The 17,479-nt window shown below is 36.6% G+C and carries 15 protein-coding genes; 9 read left to right on the top strand and 6 right to left on the bottom strand.

All coding sequences use genetic code 11. The features are described 5' to 3' along the window. The first annotated feature begins 51 nt into the window (after nucleotides 1-51). The 3 genes from LPB89_RS14415 (at nucleotide 52) to LPB89_RS14405 (ending at nucleotide 5,058) form a co-directional block, all read left to right on the top strand. Entirely contained in the window at nucleotides 52-1,749 is a 1,698-nt protein-coding gene (locus tag LPB89_RS14415; RefSeq protein ID WP_230702452.1) for a M23 family metallopeptidase, read from the top strand. Between the two features lie 11 nt (nucleotides 1,750-1,760). Further along, nucleotides 1,761-4,226 carry a carboxypeptidase-like regulatory domain-containing protein gene (locus tag LPB89_RS14410; RefSeq protein ID WP_230702451.1) on the top strand — a complete coding sequence of 822 codons (2,466 nt, stop codon included), beginning with the start codon at nucleotides 1,761-1,763 and terminating at the stop codon, nucleotides 4,224-4,226. Between the two features lie 109 nt (nucleotides 4,227-4,335). Further along, nucleotides 4,336-5,058 carry a hypothetical protein gene (locus tag LPB89_RS14405; RefSeq protein WP_230702450.1) on the top strand — a complete coding sequence of 241 codons (723 nt, stop codon included), beginning with the start codon at nucleotides 4,336-4,338 and terminating at the stop codon, nucleotides 5,056-5,058. Nucleotides 5,059-5,226: 168 nt separating this feature from the next. Here the strand turns inward: LPB89_RS14405 and LPB89_RS14400 are convergent, their stop codons facing one another. The 5 genes from LPB89_RS14400 to LPB89_RS14380 all read right to left on the bottom strand — a co-directional run bounded on the left by LPB89_RS14400 (nucleotide 5,227) and on the right by LPB89_RS14380 (nucleotide 11,301). Continuing rightward, nucleotides 5,227-5,928: a hypothetical protein gene (locus LPB89_RS14400; protein WP_230702449.1), complete on the bottom strand. Its 702-nt coding sequence runs from the start codon at nucleotides 5,926-5,928 to the stop codon at nucleotides 5,227-5,229. Nucleotides 5,929-6,027: 99 nt separating this feature from the next. Beyond that, on the bottom strand, nucleotides 6,028-7,857 hold the full coding sequence (locus LPB89_RS14395) for an ABC transporter ATP-binding protein (protein ID WP_230702448.1): 1,830 nt from the start codon (nucleotides 7,855-7,857) through the stop codon (nucleotides 6,028-6,030). A 73-nt stretch (nucleotides 7,858-7,930) separates the two neighbouring features. After that, complete coding sequence (locus LPB89_RS14390; protein ID WP_230702723.1) at nucleotides 7,931-9,658, bottom strand: phospho-sugar mutase; 1,728 nt, start codon at nucleotides 9,656-9,658, stop codon at nucleotides 7,931-7,933. Between the two features lie 148 nt (nucleotides 9,659-9,806). After that, nucleotides 9,807-10,763 (bottom strand): glycosyltransferase family 2 protein, encoded by a 957-nt coding sequence (locus LPB89_RS14385; RefSeq protein ID WP_230702447.1) that lies wholly within the window; start codon nucleotides 10,761-10,763, stop codon nucleotides 9,807-9,809. Nucleotides 10,764-10,770: 7 nt separating this feature from the next. Beyond that, nucleotides 10,771-11,301 (bottom strand): DUF4199 domain-containing protein, encoded by a 531-nt coding sequence (locus LPB89_RS14380; protein ID WP_230702446.1) that lies wholly within the window; start codon nucleotides 11,299-11,301, stop codon nucleotides 10,771-10,773. Nucleotides 11,302-11,548: 247 nt separating this feature from the next. Between LPB89_RS14380 and LPB89_RS14375 the strand changes: the two genes are divergently transcribed. From LPB89_RS14375 to LPB89_RS14350, 6 genes are all read left to right on the top strand, one after another. Beyond that, nucleotides 11,549-11,800 (top strand): type B 50S ribosomal protein L31, encoded by a 252-nt coding sequence (locus tag LPB89_RS14375; RefSeq protein ID WP_127339835.1) that lies wholly within the window; start codon nucleotides 11,549-11,551, stop codon nucleotides 11,798-11,800. Between the two features lie 307 nt (nucleotides 11,801-12,107). Beyond that, nucleotides 12,108-12,683, top strand: a complete 576-nt coding sequence (locus tag LPB89_RS14370; RefSeq protein ID WP_230702445.1) for a Crp/Fnr family transcriptional regulator — start codon at nucleotides 12,108-12,110, stop codon at nucleotides 12,681-12,683. Nucleotides 12,684-12,735: 52 nt separating this feature from the next. After that, complete coding sequence (locus LPB89_RS14365; protein ID WP_230702444.1) at nucleotides 12,736-13,167, top strand: hypothetical protein; 432 nt, start codon at nucleotides 12,736-12,738, stop codon at nucleotides 13,165-13,167. Further along, the gene (locus tag LPB89_RS14360; protein ID WP_230702443.1) at nucleotides 13,154-13,699 is read left to right on the top strand and encodes a nuclear transport factor 2 family protein; all 546 of its coding nucleotides are present in this window, start codon (nucleotides 13,154-13,156) and stop codon (nucleotides 13,697-13,699) included. The genes LPB89_RS14365 and LPB89_RS14360 overlap by 14 nt, the downstream gene beginning before the upstream one ends. 135 nt (nucleotides 13,700-13,834) lie before the next feature. After that, nucleotides 13,835-15,010 carry a GlmU family protein gene (locus tag LPB89_RS14355; protein ID WP_230702442.1) on the top strand — a complete coding sequence of 392 codons (1,176 nt, stop codon included), beginning with the start codon at nucleotides 13,835-13,837 and terminating at the stop codon, nucleotides 15,008-15,010. A 364-nt stretch (nucleotides 15,011-15,374) separates the two neighbouring features. Further along, complete coding sequence (locus LPB89_RS14350) at nucleotides 15,375-17,009, top strand: ABC-F family ATP-binding cassette domain-containing protein (protein WP_127339830.1); 1,635 nt, start codon at nucleotides 15,375-15,377, stop codon at nucleotides 17,007-17,009. A gap of 177 nt (nucleotides 17,010-17,186) precedes the next feature. Here the strand turns inward: LPB89_RS14350 and LPB89_RS14345 are convergent, their stop codons facing one another. After that, nucleotides 17,187-17,471, bottom strand: coding sequence for a GNAT family N-acetyltransferase (locus LPB89_RS14345; protein ID WP_127339893.1), 285 nt, complete (start codon nucleotides 17,469-17,471; stop codon nucleotides 17,187-17,189). Nucleotides 17,472-17,479 lie beyond the last annotated feature (8 nt).

Raw genomic sequence — 17,479 nt, 5'->3', positions numbered from 1 at the left:
TTTTACTCGGTTTTGGCTTCGTAATTTTTTATCTTAGCAAAAATGTTGCTTATGAGATTTTCACTACTTACACTGTTTTTCTGTAATTTTATTTTTGCTCAGACACAATATCCTAAAGATTATTTTCGTCCGCCTCTTGATATTCCAATGCAGCTTTCCGGTAATTTCGGGGAGTTGAGACCGAATCATTTCCATGCGGGTTTCGATTTGAAAACCAATCAGCGAGAAGGTTTAAATGTTTACGCAGTTGCCGATGGATATGTTTCCAGAATAAAAATGTCGACTTTCGGTAATGGCAAATGTATCTATATCACACATCCAAATGGATATACTTCTGTTTACGGGCATTTGCAAATTGCTATTGGCCCAATTCAGGATTATGTTCAGAAGGCGCAGTATGCCGGACAGTCTTTTGAAATCGAATTGTTCCCAAAACCAGAAGAGTTACCTGTTACAAAGGGACAACTGATTGCGCTTTCCGGAAATACCGGATCTTCTGAAGGCCCTCACCTGCATTTTGAAATCCGTGATTCTAAAACGGAATTTGTGATTAATCCGATGTTTTTTGGTTTTGATCAGAATATAAAAGACAGTAAAAAACCAACCATCTCGAGTTTATATGTTTATCCTGTTGCAGAAAATACAGTTGTAAACCAGTCAAAACAGCCGCTATTACTGAGTCTTGCACTTCAGAAAGACGGAACCTACCTGGCTGGTAAAGTAAAAGCAAATGGCAAAATCGGTTTCGGGATCTCTGCTGTAGATTTTGACGATGTTTCCAATAATAAAAACGGAGTCTTTAATGTGAGTACTTTTTTAAACGGAAACCAAAACTACAACTATCAGTTTAATACCTATTCGTTTGATGAAATGCGTTATGTAAATGCTTTGATCGATTATCCGAAATATAAAAAATCCGGTCAGCGCGTGCAGAAACTGTTTATGAAAACGCCTTTTCCTTTGAGTATTATCAAAACAGATTCACTTCGTGGTATTATCGCTGTCGATCCAAATCTGGCTTCAACATACCGTATAGAAGTGTCGGATTATTTTGGAAATTTTAACTCTGTTACTGTACCGATAGAATACGATCCGGCCGCACCAATTGTTAGTGCCGAAACGAATACCTCAAAATATTTTGTTCGCTATAATAAAGACTCCAATTTCGAAAAAGATAATATGTCGGTGTTTTTTCCTGCCGGTACTTTTTACGATGATTTTAATATGAATTTTGATGTGAAAAACAACCGGATTTATATTCACGAGGATGTTGTTCCGGTACATTCCAATTTCACGATAACCATAAAAGATTCTGTTTATTCAGAAGATTTACGAGATAAATTATTTATTGGAAGAATTAGCGGTAACAGCAGAAGCTACAATGCAACAACCCGAAAAGGGGATGTTTTTACAGCTAAATCGAAAATATTAGGACAATACGGATTGGTTCTGGATACTATTGCTCCGGTAATAAAAATTAATAAGCCCATTCAGGACAAATGGATCAGTGATGTAAAAACACTTGAGTTTACGATAGGAGATAGCTTGTCCGGGATAAAATCGTACAACGGGTATCTGAACGGAAACTGGATTTTGTTGGAATATGATAACAAAACCAGAAAAATTACGCACAAGTTTGAGGATGGGATTGTCGCAGAAGGTGCAAATGATTTAAAAATTGAAGTAGTTGATAATGTAGGTAATTCTGCTATCTTTGAAACTCACTTTTTTAGAAGTCAACCAAAATAAAATCAAAACGCTTGAATTATAGTAGATTAATATTCGTTTTCCTTTTTTTGTGCACTGGTTATGTTTCATTTGCCCAAAATGCCCGTATTAAAGGAATCATTTTAAATAATGAAAAGCAGCCTGTCTCTGATGTAAATATTTCTTCATCGGGAAATGCTACTCAGACCAATGCTGATGGTTTTTTTGAAATTGAAGTCCCTTCCAATAGAAAAGCGGTATTGATTTTTACTCACATTTCCTTAAAAATGATGAGCCTCACGGTAAACTTAAAACCAAATGAAATTTTTGTCTTTAATCCCGTCATGAGTAATGCCCAGGAACAAATGGGGGAAGTTTTTGTGTCTTCTAAAAATAAAAAACGGGTTCAGGGAATTACGGTTATCGATGCGGCAACCATTAAGAAAATCCCGGGGGCAAATGCCGGAATCGAAAACATCCTGAAAACACTACCCGGAGTGAATTCAAATAATGAACTTAGTACCCAATATGCGGTACGAGGCGGTAATTATGATGAGAATCTGGTGTATGTGAATGAGATTGAAGTTTACCGCCCTTTTCTGATTCGTTCGGGGCAGCAGGAAGGTCTGAGCTTTACGAATACCGATTTAGTTCAGAATGTTGATTTTTCTGCCGGAGGATTTCAGGCGAAATTTGGAGATAAACTTTCTTCTGTTTTAGATATTACATACAGAAAACCTACAGAATTCGGAGCTTCACTGGAAGCCAGTTTGCTGGGCGGAAGTGCGTCTGTCGATGCGGTTTCCAAAAATAAAAAATGGTCGGCTGTGACAGGAGTCCGGTACCGAAATAATAGTTTGCTGGTAAACAGTCAGGATACTCAAACCAATTATACTCCTACTTTTGTAGATGTTCAGACCAATGTAAATTATGATATTTCTGAAAAATGGCAAATGAGCTTTCTAGGAAATATTTCGCAAAACAAATATTTATACCAGCCTTTAACACGTGAAACTAAATTTGGCACTATAGACCAGCCTATGGCACTTGCGGTTTATTATGAAGGCAGGGAAAAAGATCAGTACGATACTTATTTTGGTGCTCTGAAAACGACTTACAAAGTTTCGCCCACCTTAACTTTTAAATTTATCGGTTCTTTGTTTCATACCAAAGAAGAGGAACATTTTGATATTCTCGCGCAATACCGACTGGGAAATGTGAATCCCGACGGGACAACCAATCCTGAGGATGTTGATTTTACCCGCGGAATCGGTTCGCAGCTCAATCATGCCCGTAATGATCTGGATGCCCTAATTGCCAATGCAGAAATAAAAGGGGCTAAAGAGTGGAGAGACAGCCAGCTGGAATTTGGCTTGAAGTATACCAGAGAATCAATCCGTGACAGAGTAATAGAATGGGAAGTGATAGATTCGGCCGGATTTTCTGTAAATCCGCCACTTGTAATTCTTCCGGAAAACAATCAGCCTTACGAGCCTTACACCGGGCCTTTATTGCCTTATCAGGATGTTCGTGCCACTAATTTCAATACAATAAACCGATTTTCCAGTTACGCGCAATGGAATCAGAAAACAGAATTGGGCTCCAGCCAGGTTTGGTGTAATCTGGGAGCGCGTTTTCAAAGCTGGACAGTTTCGGGCGCTTCGGAAGAAGGAAAAAACCAGATCGTTTTTAGTCCGAGAGCGCAGTTTGCGCTGAAACCGGATTGGGACATGGATATGGTTTTCAGGCTTTCAGGAGGATTGTATCATCAGCCCCCTTTTTACAGGGAACTTCGGGATCTGAACGGTGTGGTGAATCCGAACGTGAAAGCGCAGCAATCCGTACATATTGTTTTCAGTAATGATTATAGCTTCAAAATGTGGGACCGCCCTTTCAAATGGGTGACGGAGCTGTATTATAAATCGCTGACCGATGTCAATACCTACTCCATAGATAATGTTCGTATTCGATATGTGGCCAATAATAATGCAAAAGCGTATGCACAAGGCCTTGATTTCAGGCTGAACGGAGAATTCGTTCCCGGGACCGAATCCTGGATAAGTTTCGGTTATCTGAAAACGGAGGAAAACTACGAGGATAAAGGATATATTGCACGGCCAACAGATCAGCGTTTGAAATTTGCCATGTTGTTTCAGGATTATATGCCGAATATCCCAAGCGTTAAAATGTACCTGAATTTGGTATATAATACAGGCCTGCCCGGAGGAGCTCCGTCGTATTCAGATCCTTATTTATATCAGAACCGACTGAACGATTATCGTAGGGCAGATATTGGCTTTGCTAAAGTTTTTGTGGACAGCAGTACCAAAAGTGCGAAGACAAACTGGCTGAAAAACTTTAAAGAACTGTCTGTGGGTGTGGAGATTTTTAATGTATTCAATAATCAAAATGCCATAACCAATACATGGGTAAGGGATGTTTATTCTAAAAACCAATATGCAATTCCGAATTATATGACGTCGAGAGTTTTTAATATTAAGCTGAATGCGAGATTATAATTAAATTGCTTAAAATAAATACTTGTTTTGAGAAATTCCCGTTTAAGTAAAATGAAACGGATAATACAATCAAAAATACTATATTTGATATCCCATATAATTAGACCAGATGAAAAATTCATTAAAATATATAGCCTTAGCAATCATCGGAAGCTTAGTAAGTTGCAAAGATGAAGCGCAGAAACCAAAAGTAATTTATGATGCGTCTAATAAGGCAAGTGTCGTAAATAAAACGGATTCCACCCAGATTGAAGTGGCAGATTTGCCGATTCAGATGGAAGGAACGGATTATTTAATTCATCCGGTTGGTGATTTGAGAGTATTTGAAAAAGGAACAAAAGCACGTTACGGATCTTCAAGCGTAAACGATGTGAGTTTTACCATTTCAAATTTAGGCGAATATGAAATTACAGGGTATCTGCAAAATCTGAAATTTCAAAAAACAGATTCTGATTCTATTAGGTCTCTCACGGATAAACCTGCTTTGATCTTAACGGCTACTTACCTGAAAACAGTGGCAGATAAAACTAAAAACCAAATCATGGTCTATACTCTGGCGGATTCTGATACCAATAAAGATGGTAAAATTGATGGCGGAGATATTAAAACATTGTACCTGAGTGATATTAGTGGAGAGAATTTCACTAAAGTTTCTGAAGACTTTCAGGAATTGGTAGATTGGAGTTTAATTGATTCCAAAAGCCGTTTGTATTTCAGGACTATTGAGGATACCAATCAAAACGGTCAGTTCGACAAAAATGATGTTTTGCATTATAACTATATTGATCTGGCTTCCAAAAAATGGGAAGTGAAGAATTATAAACCTATATAAAGGTTCTAAGGTGCTGAGATTCTAAGATTTGTAAATCTTTGTACATAAAAAGCCAGTTAAAAATTATTTTTAACTGGCTTTTTTTATTGTAGAATTGAAAAATAATCTAGGTTTAAAAAAAAAACTCAGCACCTTAGCAACTCAGCACCTTAGAACCTTTAAAAAAAACTAAATCAAAATATCACTTTCCAAATCTGATTTTTCTATTTCAATTCCAAAGCCCAAGCGTTCTACCAGTTCAATTACGAGTTTTTTATACCAGTTTTCTGATTTGGGATGAATGTATATTTTTTCAATCAGCTGATTGATGTCAACATGGATTTTTAAACCGTCATTCAGTTTTAGATTGCTTTTTGAGGTGTCTGTGATAATACGGACTTCGCGTTCGTACTGAAAACTTTTTCGTTTAAACAAAAACGGAAAGAACAAATCGTCAAACGGAATGTATTCTTTTTTGTAGTCGATATAATTTACTTCGCCAATATACTGGTCGAAATTATTTTCCGGTTTTAAGGCGCTTTGTATTCTCCCAATGGTAGACTGAATCGCTAATCCTTCACTGTTTTGAGTAAAGATCTGCCACATGGCAAAGGATTCGTATTCGTTGATATGCCAGCTGCTTATCGCAACCTTTTCACGATGTGTTTTGTAATAATTTAAAAAGTCGGGATTGTCTACGGCCAGTTTTTTAATTTCTTCAAAAGTTGGTTCGCTAAAGGTGCCTTCGTACTGATCTTCGAATTTGTCAGAACGTGACATGAACAACTTTTTGGAAAGCAATAAATCCAGGAATTTAGACAAGTCGAGGTATTTCCAAACAATAGTATCCGGATCTTCAGGCAGCTTTATGTTTGGATTGTTGAGATACATGATTGTAGATTTATAGATTTACTAAAAAAAATATGCTACAGATTATACAGCTTAGAATGATTTGAATCAATGTAAGTTATAAGCTGAAGCAAAAATATTTTAAGATTCAAAAGACTGCATTGTTACCAGTTTATTGTAAGTTCCGTTATGGGCAATTAATTCATCATGCGTTCCCTGTTCCACAATTCGTCCTTTTTGCATCACGACGATCACGTCTGCTTTTTGAATCGTCGAAAGACGGTGCGCAATAACGATTGAAGTTCTGTTCTGCATCATATTTTCTAATGCAATCTGAACAAATTTTTCGCTTTCGGTATCCAATGCTGATGTGGCTTCATCCAAAATCATAATCGGAGGATTTTTCAATACCGCGCGGGCAATCGACAAACGTTGTTTTTGTCCTCCTGAAAGCTTGTTTCCGCTGTCTCCGATATTGGTGTAGATTCCTAAAGGAAGATCTTTTACAAACTCATACGCATTGGCAATTTTAAGGGCATCGATGATTTCGTCATCAGTGGCATCTAATTTTCCCAATGAAATATTCGCTTTTATAGTGTCATTAAACAAGATGCTGTCTTGTGTTACCAATCCCATTAAGCTTCTAAGGGATTGTAAATTCATGTCTTTGATGTTGATTCCGTCAATAGAAATCGATCCGTCATTTACATCATAAAAACGCGTTAGCAAATTGGCAATGGTACTTTTACCACTTCCGGATTGTCCCACAAGAGCAACAGTTTGTCCTTTTTTAATTTGAAGGGAAAAATCTTTTAATACGGTTTCGTCTTCATATTTAAAATTAATATTCTGAACCGTTATGTTGTTGTCAAAAGTTGTTTTTTCGACAGCATCGACCTTGCTTGTAATTGGGTTGTCCTGGTCTAAAATTTCCAATACGCGTTCTGCAGCCGCGTTTCCTCTTTTTACACCGTATGAGGCTTTAGAAATAGCTTTTGCGGGGGTAAGGATATTATAGGCCAGTCCCATGTATGCTATAAAAGAAGCGCCATCAAGCGTTTTGTCAATTAAAACCATTTGACCGCCGTACCAAAGCAATATGGCAATTACGGTGATTCCCATAAACTCACTGGCAGGTGAAGCCAGGTTTTGGCGGTTTCCGATACTGTTCGATAAACTAAAAAAACGTTCTGTTGAGTTTTGAAAAACCGAGTTGAAATAATTCTCGGAATTATATCCTTTTACTACTTTCAAGCCGCCAATGGTTTCTTCAATAGTCGATAAAAAAGTACCTTGTTCCTGTTGTGCTTTGGTAGATTGTTTTTTAAGTTGTTTTCCAATCAAAGAAATGATGTATCCTGAAACCGGAATGAAAATAAAGACAAATATGGTTAGTTTTGCACTGATGATAAGCATAGTGGCGATGGTGAAAACTATGGTCAAAGGCTCTTTTACGATTAGCTCGAGAATGGCCAGGAATGAATTCTGAACTTCATTTACATCACCGGAAATTCTGGAAATGACATCTCCTTTTCTTTTTTCAGAGTAAAAAGCCAAAGGCAGTTCAAGTGTTTTTTTATACAAAGCATTTCTCATGTCTCTTAAAACTCCATTTCTTAAAAAAGTAATGAAAAACATAGCCATATAATCCGCTAAGTTTTTTAATAAAAAGATAGAAATAATAATGGCCACCATGATAGACAAAACGTAACCGGATTCATGTGTGCCTTTTGTTGTGGTAATGTAATAGCTTAAATAGTCCTGACCATAGTCCTGAATTTTCAGAATCCCCTGATACACCGGTTTTACCGTAATTTGCTTGCTTTTATCAAATAATACCTGAAGCATGGGGATTAAGGCAACAAACGAAAGTGTGCTGAAAAGTGCATACAAAACATTGAAAAAAACGTTTAGCAATGCGTATTTTTTATACGGATATATAAAAGGAACTATTTTTTTGAAATTACTCATTAGGTGATTTTTACCATTAAAACCCGGCAGTTCTTAAAACATGCCGGGTTTATGAAAATGTATTTGTATGCTGTTATTGCAATTGCATTCCTGCAATGATATTCTGTATTTTTTCGTCTAAGAAACGTTCCGCTGCGTCAAAATCCTGAACTGATTCTAATTCAGCATTGACACTGATGTAGAATTTGATTTTTGGTTCTGTTCCGCTTGGTCTTGCACAGATTTTAGATCCGTCTTCGGTATAATAAATCAATACATTCGACTTCGGAATATCCATGACAGTTTCCTCGCCTGACAAAAGATTAAGGGCAATCGATGACTGATAATCTTCTACCATAATGACACGCTGGCCATTAATTTCTTTTAAAGGATTTTGGCGTAAATTCACCATCATCTGATTGATTTCCTCTAAACCTTCCATTCCTTTTTTGGTTAAGGACACCAAAAATTCCTTGTAGAATCCATTTTCAACATACAGCTGTAAAAGTTCTTTATACACCGAGCTTCCGGCCGCTTTTGCCTGAGCAGCAACTTCACAGATCAATAGGGTAGCCGCAACAGCATCTTTGTCCCTTACAGCATCTCCCACCATAAAGCCAAAGCTTTCTTCGCCACCTCCGATAAACTGAAGTTCAGGAAAGTCCTTGATCATTTTGGCAATCCATTTAAAACCGGTAAGGCCAACTTTGCATTCTACGCCATAGCTTGTGGCTAATTCCATCATCATCGGAGTAGAAACAATCGTAGACCCAACGAATTGTTTTCCATTAATTTTTCCGGCTTTTTTCCATTGTTTCAATAAAAAAGAAGTCATCAAAACCATGGTTTGGTTTCCGTTAAGCAAAATCATTTTGCCATCATTGTTTCGTACTGCAACGCCTAAACGGTCACAGTCAGGATCAGTTCCGACAACAATATCGGAATTGGTTTTTTCTGCCAAAGCCAAAGCCATTGTCAATGCTTCCGGTTCTTCCGGGTTTGGGGATTTTACCGTTGGGAAATTTCCGTCCGGAACCGCTTGTTCAGGAACAATGTGTACATTGTTATAACCGGCCTGTGATAAAGTATCCGGAATAGATTTTATAGAGGTACCGTGCAAAGAAGTAAAAACAATTTGAAGGTTGTCTTTTGCTTCAGCAGGAGTATTAAAACTTGCATTTTCAATAGATGACTTTATGAACGCCTTGTCAATTTCGGTATCAATGTACTGAATCAGTTTTTCGTTGGCCTGAAATTTAATTTTATCGTAATCCAGGTTTTCGATTACAGCAATGATTTCACCATCTTGTGGCGGAACAATTTGTCCACCGTCTTCCCAGTATACTTTATATCCGTTGTATTCCGGTGGGTTATGGGAAGCTGTAAGTACGATTCCGCATTGACAGCCTAAGTGTTTAAGGGCAAAGGATAATTCAGGAGTTGGTCGTAAATCTGAAAATAAATAGACCTGAATCCCGTTTGCAGAGAAAACATCGGCAACCACCTTAGCCAGTGTGTTGCTGTTATGACGGCAATCATAAGCAATAGCCACTTTTAAAGGCTGATTTGGAAAAACCTGATGCAGGTAATCTGAAAGCCCCTGTGTATTTTTTCCAAGTGTATATTTGTTTATTCTATTGTTTCCAACGCCCATAACACCGCGCATTCCGCCGGTACCAAATTCGAGGTTTTTATAAAAACTTTCTTCAAGTTCCTTTGGTGACGTAGTCATTAATTCCTTAACAGCTGCTTGTGTTTCGTTATCAAATGTAGGCGTCAGCCATTCGTTTACAGCATTCAAAATAGTAGGTGCTATATTCATCATTCGTATATTTTTATATTTAATACTAATTTTCGGGAGCCGTTTATTTCAGTTCGCTTTCGCTATTTTGCTGGCTGTCCGTTATATCTTTCCCTGGCAAAAAAAACCGGAAAAAGAATGCCAATCCTGTCAGGGTTGGAATTTTACGTTAAAAATTAACCTCGCGGGCTACTTTATAACGCGCTTCATTGCTTTTGGTTCTCAAAATGATTTCACCAAGAAAACCTGCCAAAAACAACTGAGTTCCCAGAATCATACTTGTCAAAGCAATAAAAAACCAGGGATTGTTGGTGATTAAGCTATATTTCATTCCGTTGTACATATGATACAATTTTGAAATGCCAACATAACCTGCCAACAGAAACCCGATAATAAACATCAGGGAACCCATGGCGCCAAATAAGTGCATCGGTCTCTTTCCGAATCGGGATAAAAACCAGATGGTAATCAAATCAAGGAAACCGTTGATAAAACGCTCCATTCCAAATTTGGTTTCGCCATATTTACGGGCCTGGTGAATGACCACTTTTTCGCCAATTTTATTAAAACCGGCATTTTTTGCCAAAACCGGAATGTAACGGTGCATTTCGCCCGAAACTTCTATGTTTTTTACGACGGTATTTTTATAAGCCTTTAATCCGCAGTTAAAATCATTCAGTTCAACACCGGAAGTTTTTCTTGCCGCCCAGTTGAATAATTTTGACGGAAGATTTTTCGCTACAACAGAGTCATAACGTTTCTTTTTCCAGCCGGAAACCAGATCAAACTTTTCAGCGGTAATCATTTCATACAGTCCGGGGATTTCGTCAGGACTGTCCTGTAAATCCGCATCCATCGTAATGATCACATCTCCTTTTGCTTTTGCAAAACCAGCATGTAAAGCTTGTGATTTTCCAAAATTTTTCATGAAACGAATTCCCTTTACATTGGGGTTTTCGTTTGAAAAGCTTTCAATAATATTCCAAGAATTATCTGTACTTCCATCATCCACAAAAATGATTTCATAAGAGTAATTGTTAGATTGCATCACTTTAATAATCCACGAATAGAGTTCCTGCAGTGATTCCTCTTCATTAAGAAGCGGTATAAGTATAGATAAATTCATTTATTTTTTATTCTTGTGTAGTTTTGCTTTTAAAAAATGCTGCGAAAATCAATCCGAAAATAGAGCTCACCACTATCGCGAAAACAGATCCTTTTAGTAATTCTATAGTAGAATACGGATTGCTTAGTTTCATTTTAGCAACAGCTTCGTTAATAGCGGATGCCGGTGTTCCGAATTTCTGCATCATTCCTATTGTGTATTTAATGATTAATTCACTTAAAGTATCTTTTGCACCAGGATCGATAACATTAAAAAGGATGATGTTAAAAAAAGTAGAAATCAGGATTCCGATTACGGCGGCGATAAAATAAGTCGTGAAGGCTTCTTTAAAAGGGAAAACACCATTTAGTTCTCTCTTTGTTTTAGAAAGTAAAATGATTGACAGCGTCAGGCTAATGGCAATACTGATAAGGCCCATCCACCATGAAGTGAATAAATTTAAATCAATAGCATATATAGTAGCAGTAACTAATGCCGATGCAATTCCGATCATTACACCATAAGTAATCCCATTTTTTTTTATAACTTCATTGATCATATTTTTATATGTTTTAAAATTAATCCACAAATATAGCAATTCCCAATATAATGAAGGACAAAAAAGCTTTTTGAATTTTATTAAAAAAAATGAGCTAAATGTTTGTTTATTAAAAAAGAATTGTAAATTTGCACACTCAAAAATAATTAAATTTTTAAACAAAAAAGAGTATTATTGGTTTACACCTTTTTCTAACCATGAAAAAGCTTCAAAACGAAAATTCTCTGAACAATAAATAAAAGAAAAGATGAAAAAAGGAATCCACCCGGAAAATTACAGATTAGTTGCATTTAAAGACATGTCAAATGAAGATGTTTTTATCACTAAATCTACTGCAGATACAAAAGAAACAATTGAAGTTGACGGAGTTGAGTATCCAGTTGTAAAAATGGAGATTTCAAGAACATCTCACCCTTTTTATACTGGTAAATCTAAACTTATCGATACTGCAGGACGTATTGATAAATTCAAAACTAAATATGCAAAACACGCTAAATAATAAAAGCTGTTTTATTCATACAAAAGCCTTCCACACGGAAGGCTTTTTTTATGCCGTAATATTTTTTAACGCAAAGAGTGATTGGTTTTTTATCTAAGAATACCTTACAAAGTACAAAGTTTGAAAAGCTACATCAATACAATCGCGATAGCTAGTAGGATTGCGCACCTTGCCTTTTGTTAAAGCTGAGAGTACAAAACGTAGCATTCTTTGCGGTAATTTTTTTTAATGGTTTTGGGATTGATCCGGTAGATTTTGACTCAGTAATAATCTTTATCTTTGAATAGAATTTTCTAATCAAAAAGCAATGGAGGCTCTAAAAGATATTTTTATTGATAAGCTGGGAATGGAAATGAATCAGTTTGAGAGGTTTAGTAGTTTGCTGAAGACTAAAACTTTTAAGAAAAAAGAGTATTTGATTCAGGAAGGTTCCGTTTGTGAATTTATAGGATTTGTTACTTCAGGTAAACTCAGGTCTTATATTCAGAATGACGGGGTGGAATTTAACAATGATTTTTATCTTCAGAACAGCATCGTAACCGCCTACACCAGTTACCTCACCCAAAATCCGACGAATTGCAATATTGAAGCTTTGGCTGATACGGAAATAGCTTTCATTACTTATAAACAGTTTAACGCATTGATTGAAGAAGATGTTCATTTTTTGAAATTGGCAAAATACATTTCAGATATTTTCTTTATCAGAAAGTGCAAGCGGGAAACTTCATTTCTGAAAAATTCTGCCGCGGAAAGGCTTGAAATGCTTTGTAAAACCTATCCCGGGATCGAACAGCAAATTTCGCAATATCATATTGCTTCTTACTTAGGTATAAAACCGGAATCCTTAAGCCGTATCAAACTCTTAACATACATCAATAAATAAGTGATATATTAGATTGAATTTTGTACTTCAATAATCAATAAATATTTGAAGTATGCCAGCAATTCATCTTAAAGTCAGCGGTAAAGAAAACCCCGCTTTAGCACAACAACTCGCAAAAACAGTTAGTGACCTCACCAGTCAAATCTTAAATAAAAAGCCCGAAGTTACAGTAGTGACGGTGTCCTTTATCCCGGATTATTTATGGTTTGTAAATTCAGAATCCTTAGCTGAATTAAAAAAGAATAGTTTCTTCCTGACTATTAAAATTTCAGACTCGACAAATCTCAAAGACGATAAGGCAAAATATATAGAAGCCTTGCATGGCTTGCTGTCAGATGTGCTGGGTAATGTTCATCCGGTAAGTTATAGCGCAATTGAAGAAATGAAAGCCGACGCTTACGGTTATGAAGGGCTTACCATAGAATACAAAATCATCAATAATAAAATTTTGAATCTTAAAACAGAAAACAATGGCAGACAGTAGAGAAATCAGGAAGTTTAAAATGATTTTGATTTTACTTTTGATGGCCTTTCCGTTTTACGGACAGCAAAAAGACGACAATAAGAAAGCAATACGGGCTATTATCGATGCCTATTCAGAAAGTGTTATAACAAAGGATTCTATTGCGTTTTATAGTTTGTTTAATGAAGGCAATGTGGTTTGGTGCGCAGCTTACAAAGACAGGACTCAGGCCAGGGAAATTGAGGCGAAAGGAGAGAAAAAAGCAGGAAGTAATTATTTTTCGGGTTCCTACAAGGGATTCATGAGAGGTTTGTATGGGGATAAGTCTACGGAAGATAAGTTTGATACTATTAAAATCGTCGAAGACGGAACGGTTGCTTCAGTAACAATGGATTATAGTTTTTGGGCAGATCATAAAATGACAAATTGGGGCAGCAAGTATTTGAATCTTATCAAAAGAGATGGGAAATGGAAAATTACAAGTGTGATTTATTCATTGGAATTAATTAAATATTTTAAACAGCCAGAGCTCAAAGAAAGACAAAGCAGGTGAATTTGTTGCGGAATATAGGGTAGAAAGTGCTGTATTTTCTTTCGTGAGAAAAACATGTTTAAGGAGACAAATAAAATATTTGTAACTTTGAGCCAGGTAACCAACTCAAAATTTTAACAAATATTAATTAATTTTATGAATTACATTCTATTTGACGGTCCCGTCCGGAATGCTTTGCTCCCTTTTACTTTTACAAGACCTGTAGCTGATATTCTAATCGGGATTATGACGATTCGCCAAAAATGGGAAACCCGTTTAGGCTCTACTATAACCACGATTACCGAAGATTATTTATCTGCTAAATTTCCAATGGTGGAAATGGAAGAAAATGTGATGATAAATGCGGCGTATTTGCCAAATGATACGCTGGCTGAAATGGTTTCCGATTTAAAAGAAAATCAGGCCATTTTTAAAGGAGAAGATGTAATCGCCTTTTTTACAACAGAAAATCAGGAAGAAGTAGATTTTGATTCCTACGAAATTATTCAATACAATGGTGATTGCTTAACGGTAGAGCATACGTGGGATATTTTTTCTAAAAACGATGCGGCGATCCGTGAAGATTTTATGTACCTGACAGAAGACAGAAAATCACAGCCAATACCGAAAAGTGTCAATACCATTGCACCCGAAAATATATTTATAGAAGAAGGTGCGAAACTAGAGTTTGTGACTTTAAACGCTTCAGCCGGTCCTATATATATAGGTAAGAATTCGGAGATTATGGAAGGTACGGTAATTCGCGGCCCTTTTGCTTTATGCGAAAATGCACAGGTAAAACTGAATGCGAAAGTATACGGTGCCACAACAGTTGGAGTGGGGTCAAGAATAGGGGGAGAGGTTAAAAATTCGGTTCTTTTTGCCAATTCAAACAAAGGACACGACGGATTTTTAGGAGACTCTGTTTTGGGCGAATGGTGCAACATTGGTGCAGATTCGAACAATTCAAACCTGAAAAACAACTATGAAGAAGTGAAATTATGGAGTTACGAAACAGAAGGTTTTGCCAAAACCGGACTTCAGTTTTGTGGTTTGATGATGGGAGACCATAGTAAATGCGGAATCAATACCATGTTTAATACCGGAACCGTTGTGGGTGTAAGTGCTAATATTTTTGGCAGTGGATTCCCCCGCAATTTTGTACCGAGTTTTTCATGGGGAGGCGCAGCAGGTTTTACAACTTATGTCACCAAAAAAGCGTTTGAAACAGCGAAACTGGTCATGGGCAGAAGAAACATCGAATTTGATGAAACAGAATCAGCGATCTTAGAACACGTTTTTGAGGAAACCAAAAAGTGGAGGAAGGATTAAAAGGAATTAGATAATTAGTCAATTAGATAATTTTTTGTAACCCGACAGGTTTTTTAAACCTGTCGGGTTTTGTTTGTTATGATAGTATTAAAGTATCTGCTTAGTACACTTTCAAAATTATCTAATTTTCAAATTGTCAGATTATCTAATTTGCAATAAACCCGACAGGTTTTTAAAACCTGTCGGGTTTTGCGTTGTAAAAAGTATCTGCTTAGTACACTTTCAAAATTATCTAATTAACACACCTTCAAAATTATCTAATTTTCAAATTGCCTAATTATCTAATTAATCTATCTTTGCGCTTTCAAAAAATACGTGCTGAAAGATCTAAAAATCTAAGCAGTCTAAAAATCTAAAAATCTAAATGATTACAGTTAACGATATTTCAGTTCAGTTTGGTGGAACTACTCTTTTTAGCGATGTTTCTTTTGCTATAAACGAAAATGATAAAATTGCCCTTATGGGTAAGAATGGTGCGGGGAAATCAACACTTTTAAAAATAATTGCAGGACAGAGCAAGCCTTCTACCGGAAATATCTCAGCTCCGAAAGAAGCTGTTATTGCTTATCTGCCACAGCATTTGCTGACGACAGACGGAGCCACTGTAATGGAAGAAGCATCCAAAGCTTTTGGTGAAATTTTCAGTATGAAAGCCGAAATCGATGAAATCAACGAACAGTTAACGGTCCGTACTGATTATGAAAGTGACGAATATATGAAGCTTATTGAAAGAGTTTCGGATCTAAGTGAGAAATTTTACGCTATCGAAGAAGTCAATTATGAAGCTGAAGTAGAGAAAATATTAGTAGGTTTAGGATTTGAACGTGAGGATTTTACACGTCAGACGTCTGAGTTTTCAGGAGGATGGAGAATGCGTATTGAACTGGCCAAAATCCTTTTGAAAAAACCGGATTTAATTTTGCTGGATGAGCCGACCAACCACATGGATATCGAAAGTATCCAATGGCTGGAAGATTTTCTTCTGAATGCTGCTAAGGCCGTTGTCGTAATTTCGCACGACAGGGCATTCGTAGATAATATTACCAATCGTACCATTGAAGTGACAATGGGAAGAATCTACGATTACAAAGCAAAATATTCCCATTATTTAGAGTTGAGAAAAGACCGTCGTATTCACCAGCAAAAAGCATATGATGAGCAGCAAAGAATGATTGCTGATAACAGGGCTTTTATCGACCGTTTTAAAGGAACATTCTCTAAAACAGATGCCGTTCAGTCCCGTGTGAAGATGCTGGAGAAACTGGTAATTGTTCAGGTGGATGAAGTAGATACTTCTGCCCTGAAATTGAAATTTCCGCCGGCAGCACGTTCCGGACAATATCCGGTTGTGGTAAAAGATTTATCAAAATCATATGGGGATCATGTAGTTTTTAAAGATGCCAATATTGTGATCGAAAGAGGGCAAAAAGTGGCTTTCGTTGGTAAAAACGGGGAAGGAAAATCGACGATGATCAAAGCCATTATGAAAGAAATTGGTATCGATGAAGGAAGTGTTGATATTGGACATAATTCACAAATCGGATATTTTGCGCAGAATCAGGCCGCCTTATTAGATGAAAATGCTACTATTTTTGAAACGATTGATGGTATTGCGGTTGGGGATGTAAGAACACAGATTAAAAATATTTTAGGGGCCTTTATGTTTCATGGTGATGATATTACCAAAAAAGTAAAAGTGCTTTCAGGTGGTGAAAAAACGCGTCTGGCCATGATTAAATTGTTGTTGGAGCCTGTAAACCTGCTGATTCTGGATGAGCCTTCCAATCACCTGGATATGAAAACGAAAGATATCATTAAGGATGCTTTACGTGATTTTGACGGGACTTTGATTTTAGTTTCCCACGATCGTGATTTCCTTGACGGATTAGCAACTAAAGTTTTCGAATTTGGAAATAAAAGAGTGAAAGAACATTTTGAAGATGTTGCCGGTTTCTTAGCGCACAAAAAAATGGATTCTATGAGAGAGATCGAAAAATAGCTTTTGATAACTTATAAATAGAAAGCACAGGGTAATTCCTGTGCTTTTTTTATGCTGTTAAGATCACTTTGCCGAACTTTTGTGCAATACAATCACTGCCCGGCTTCGGTATTTTTAAGAAGCGGGTATGCCGATATGAAGATCGGTTGAGATTAGGGTAGTGAAGGATTTTTTAAATTAAATCCTGATTCCGGGAGGAAGCAATTCTTTGTATTTTGGATTTTTTTTGATGAATAAGGCGATTTTCGGAGAAATCGGCATTAGTCTGAATTTCTTTTCGATAATGACTTCCATGATGTTTTTAAGTAGTGCATCAATTACTGCCTGATTTTCGTAACCTTCCGGGGTATTGATTTTGGTTAAAAAAATCTTTTTTTCCTGAAATGAATATTCAACAGTAAGCATTCCTTGCGGTACTATGGTTTCAAATTGTCTTGCGAAAGTGTTGTCTTTGATTTCCATAGATTCAA

It is taken from the genome of Flavobacterium sp. ENC (genome assembly GCF_020991415.1).
GTDB lineage: Bacteria > Bacteroidota > Bacteroidia > Flavobacteriales > Flavobacteriaceae > Flavobacterium.
The sequence above is the reverse complement of the archived record's forward strand: the minus strand, read 5'-3'. Positions and strand labels throughout refer to the sequence as shown.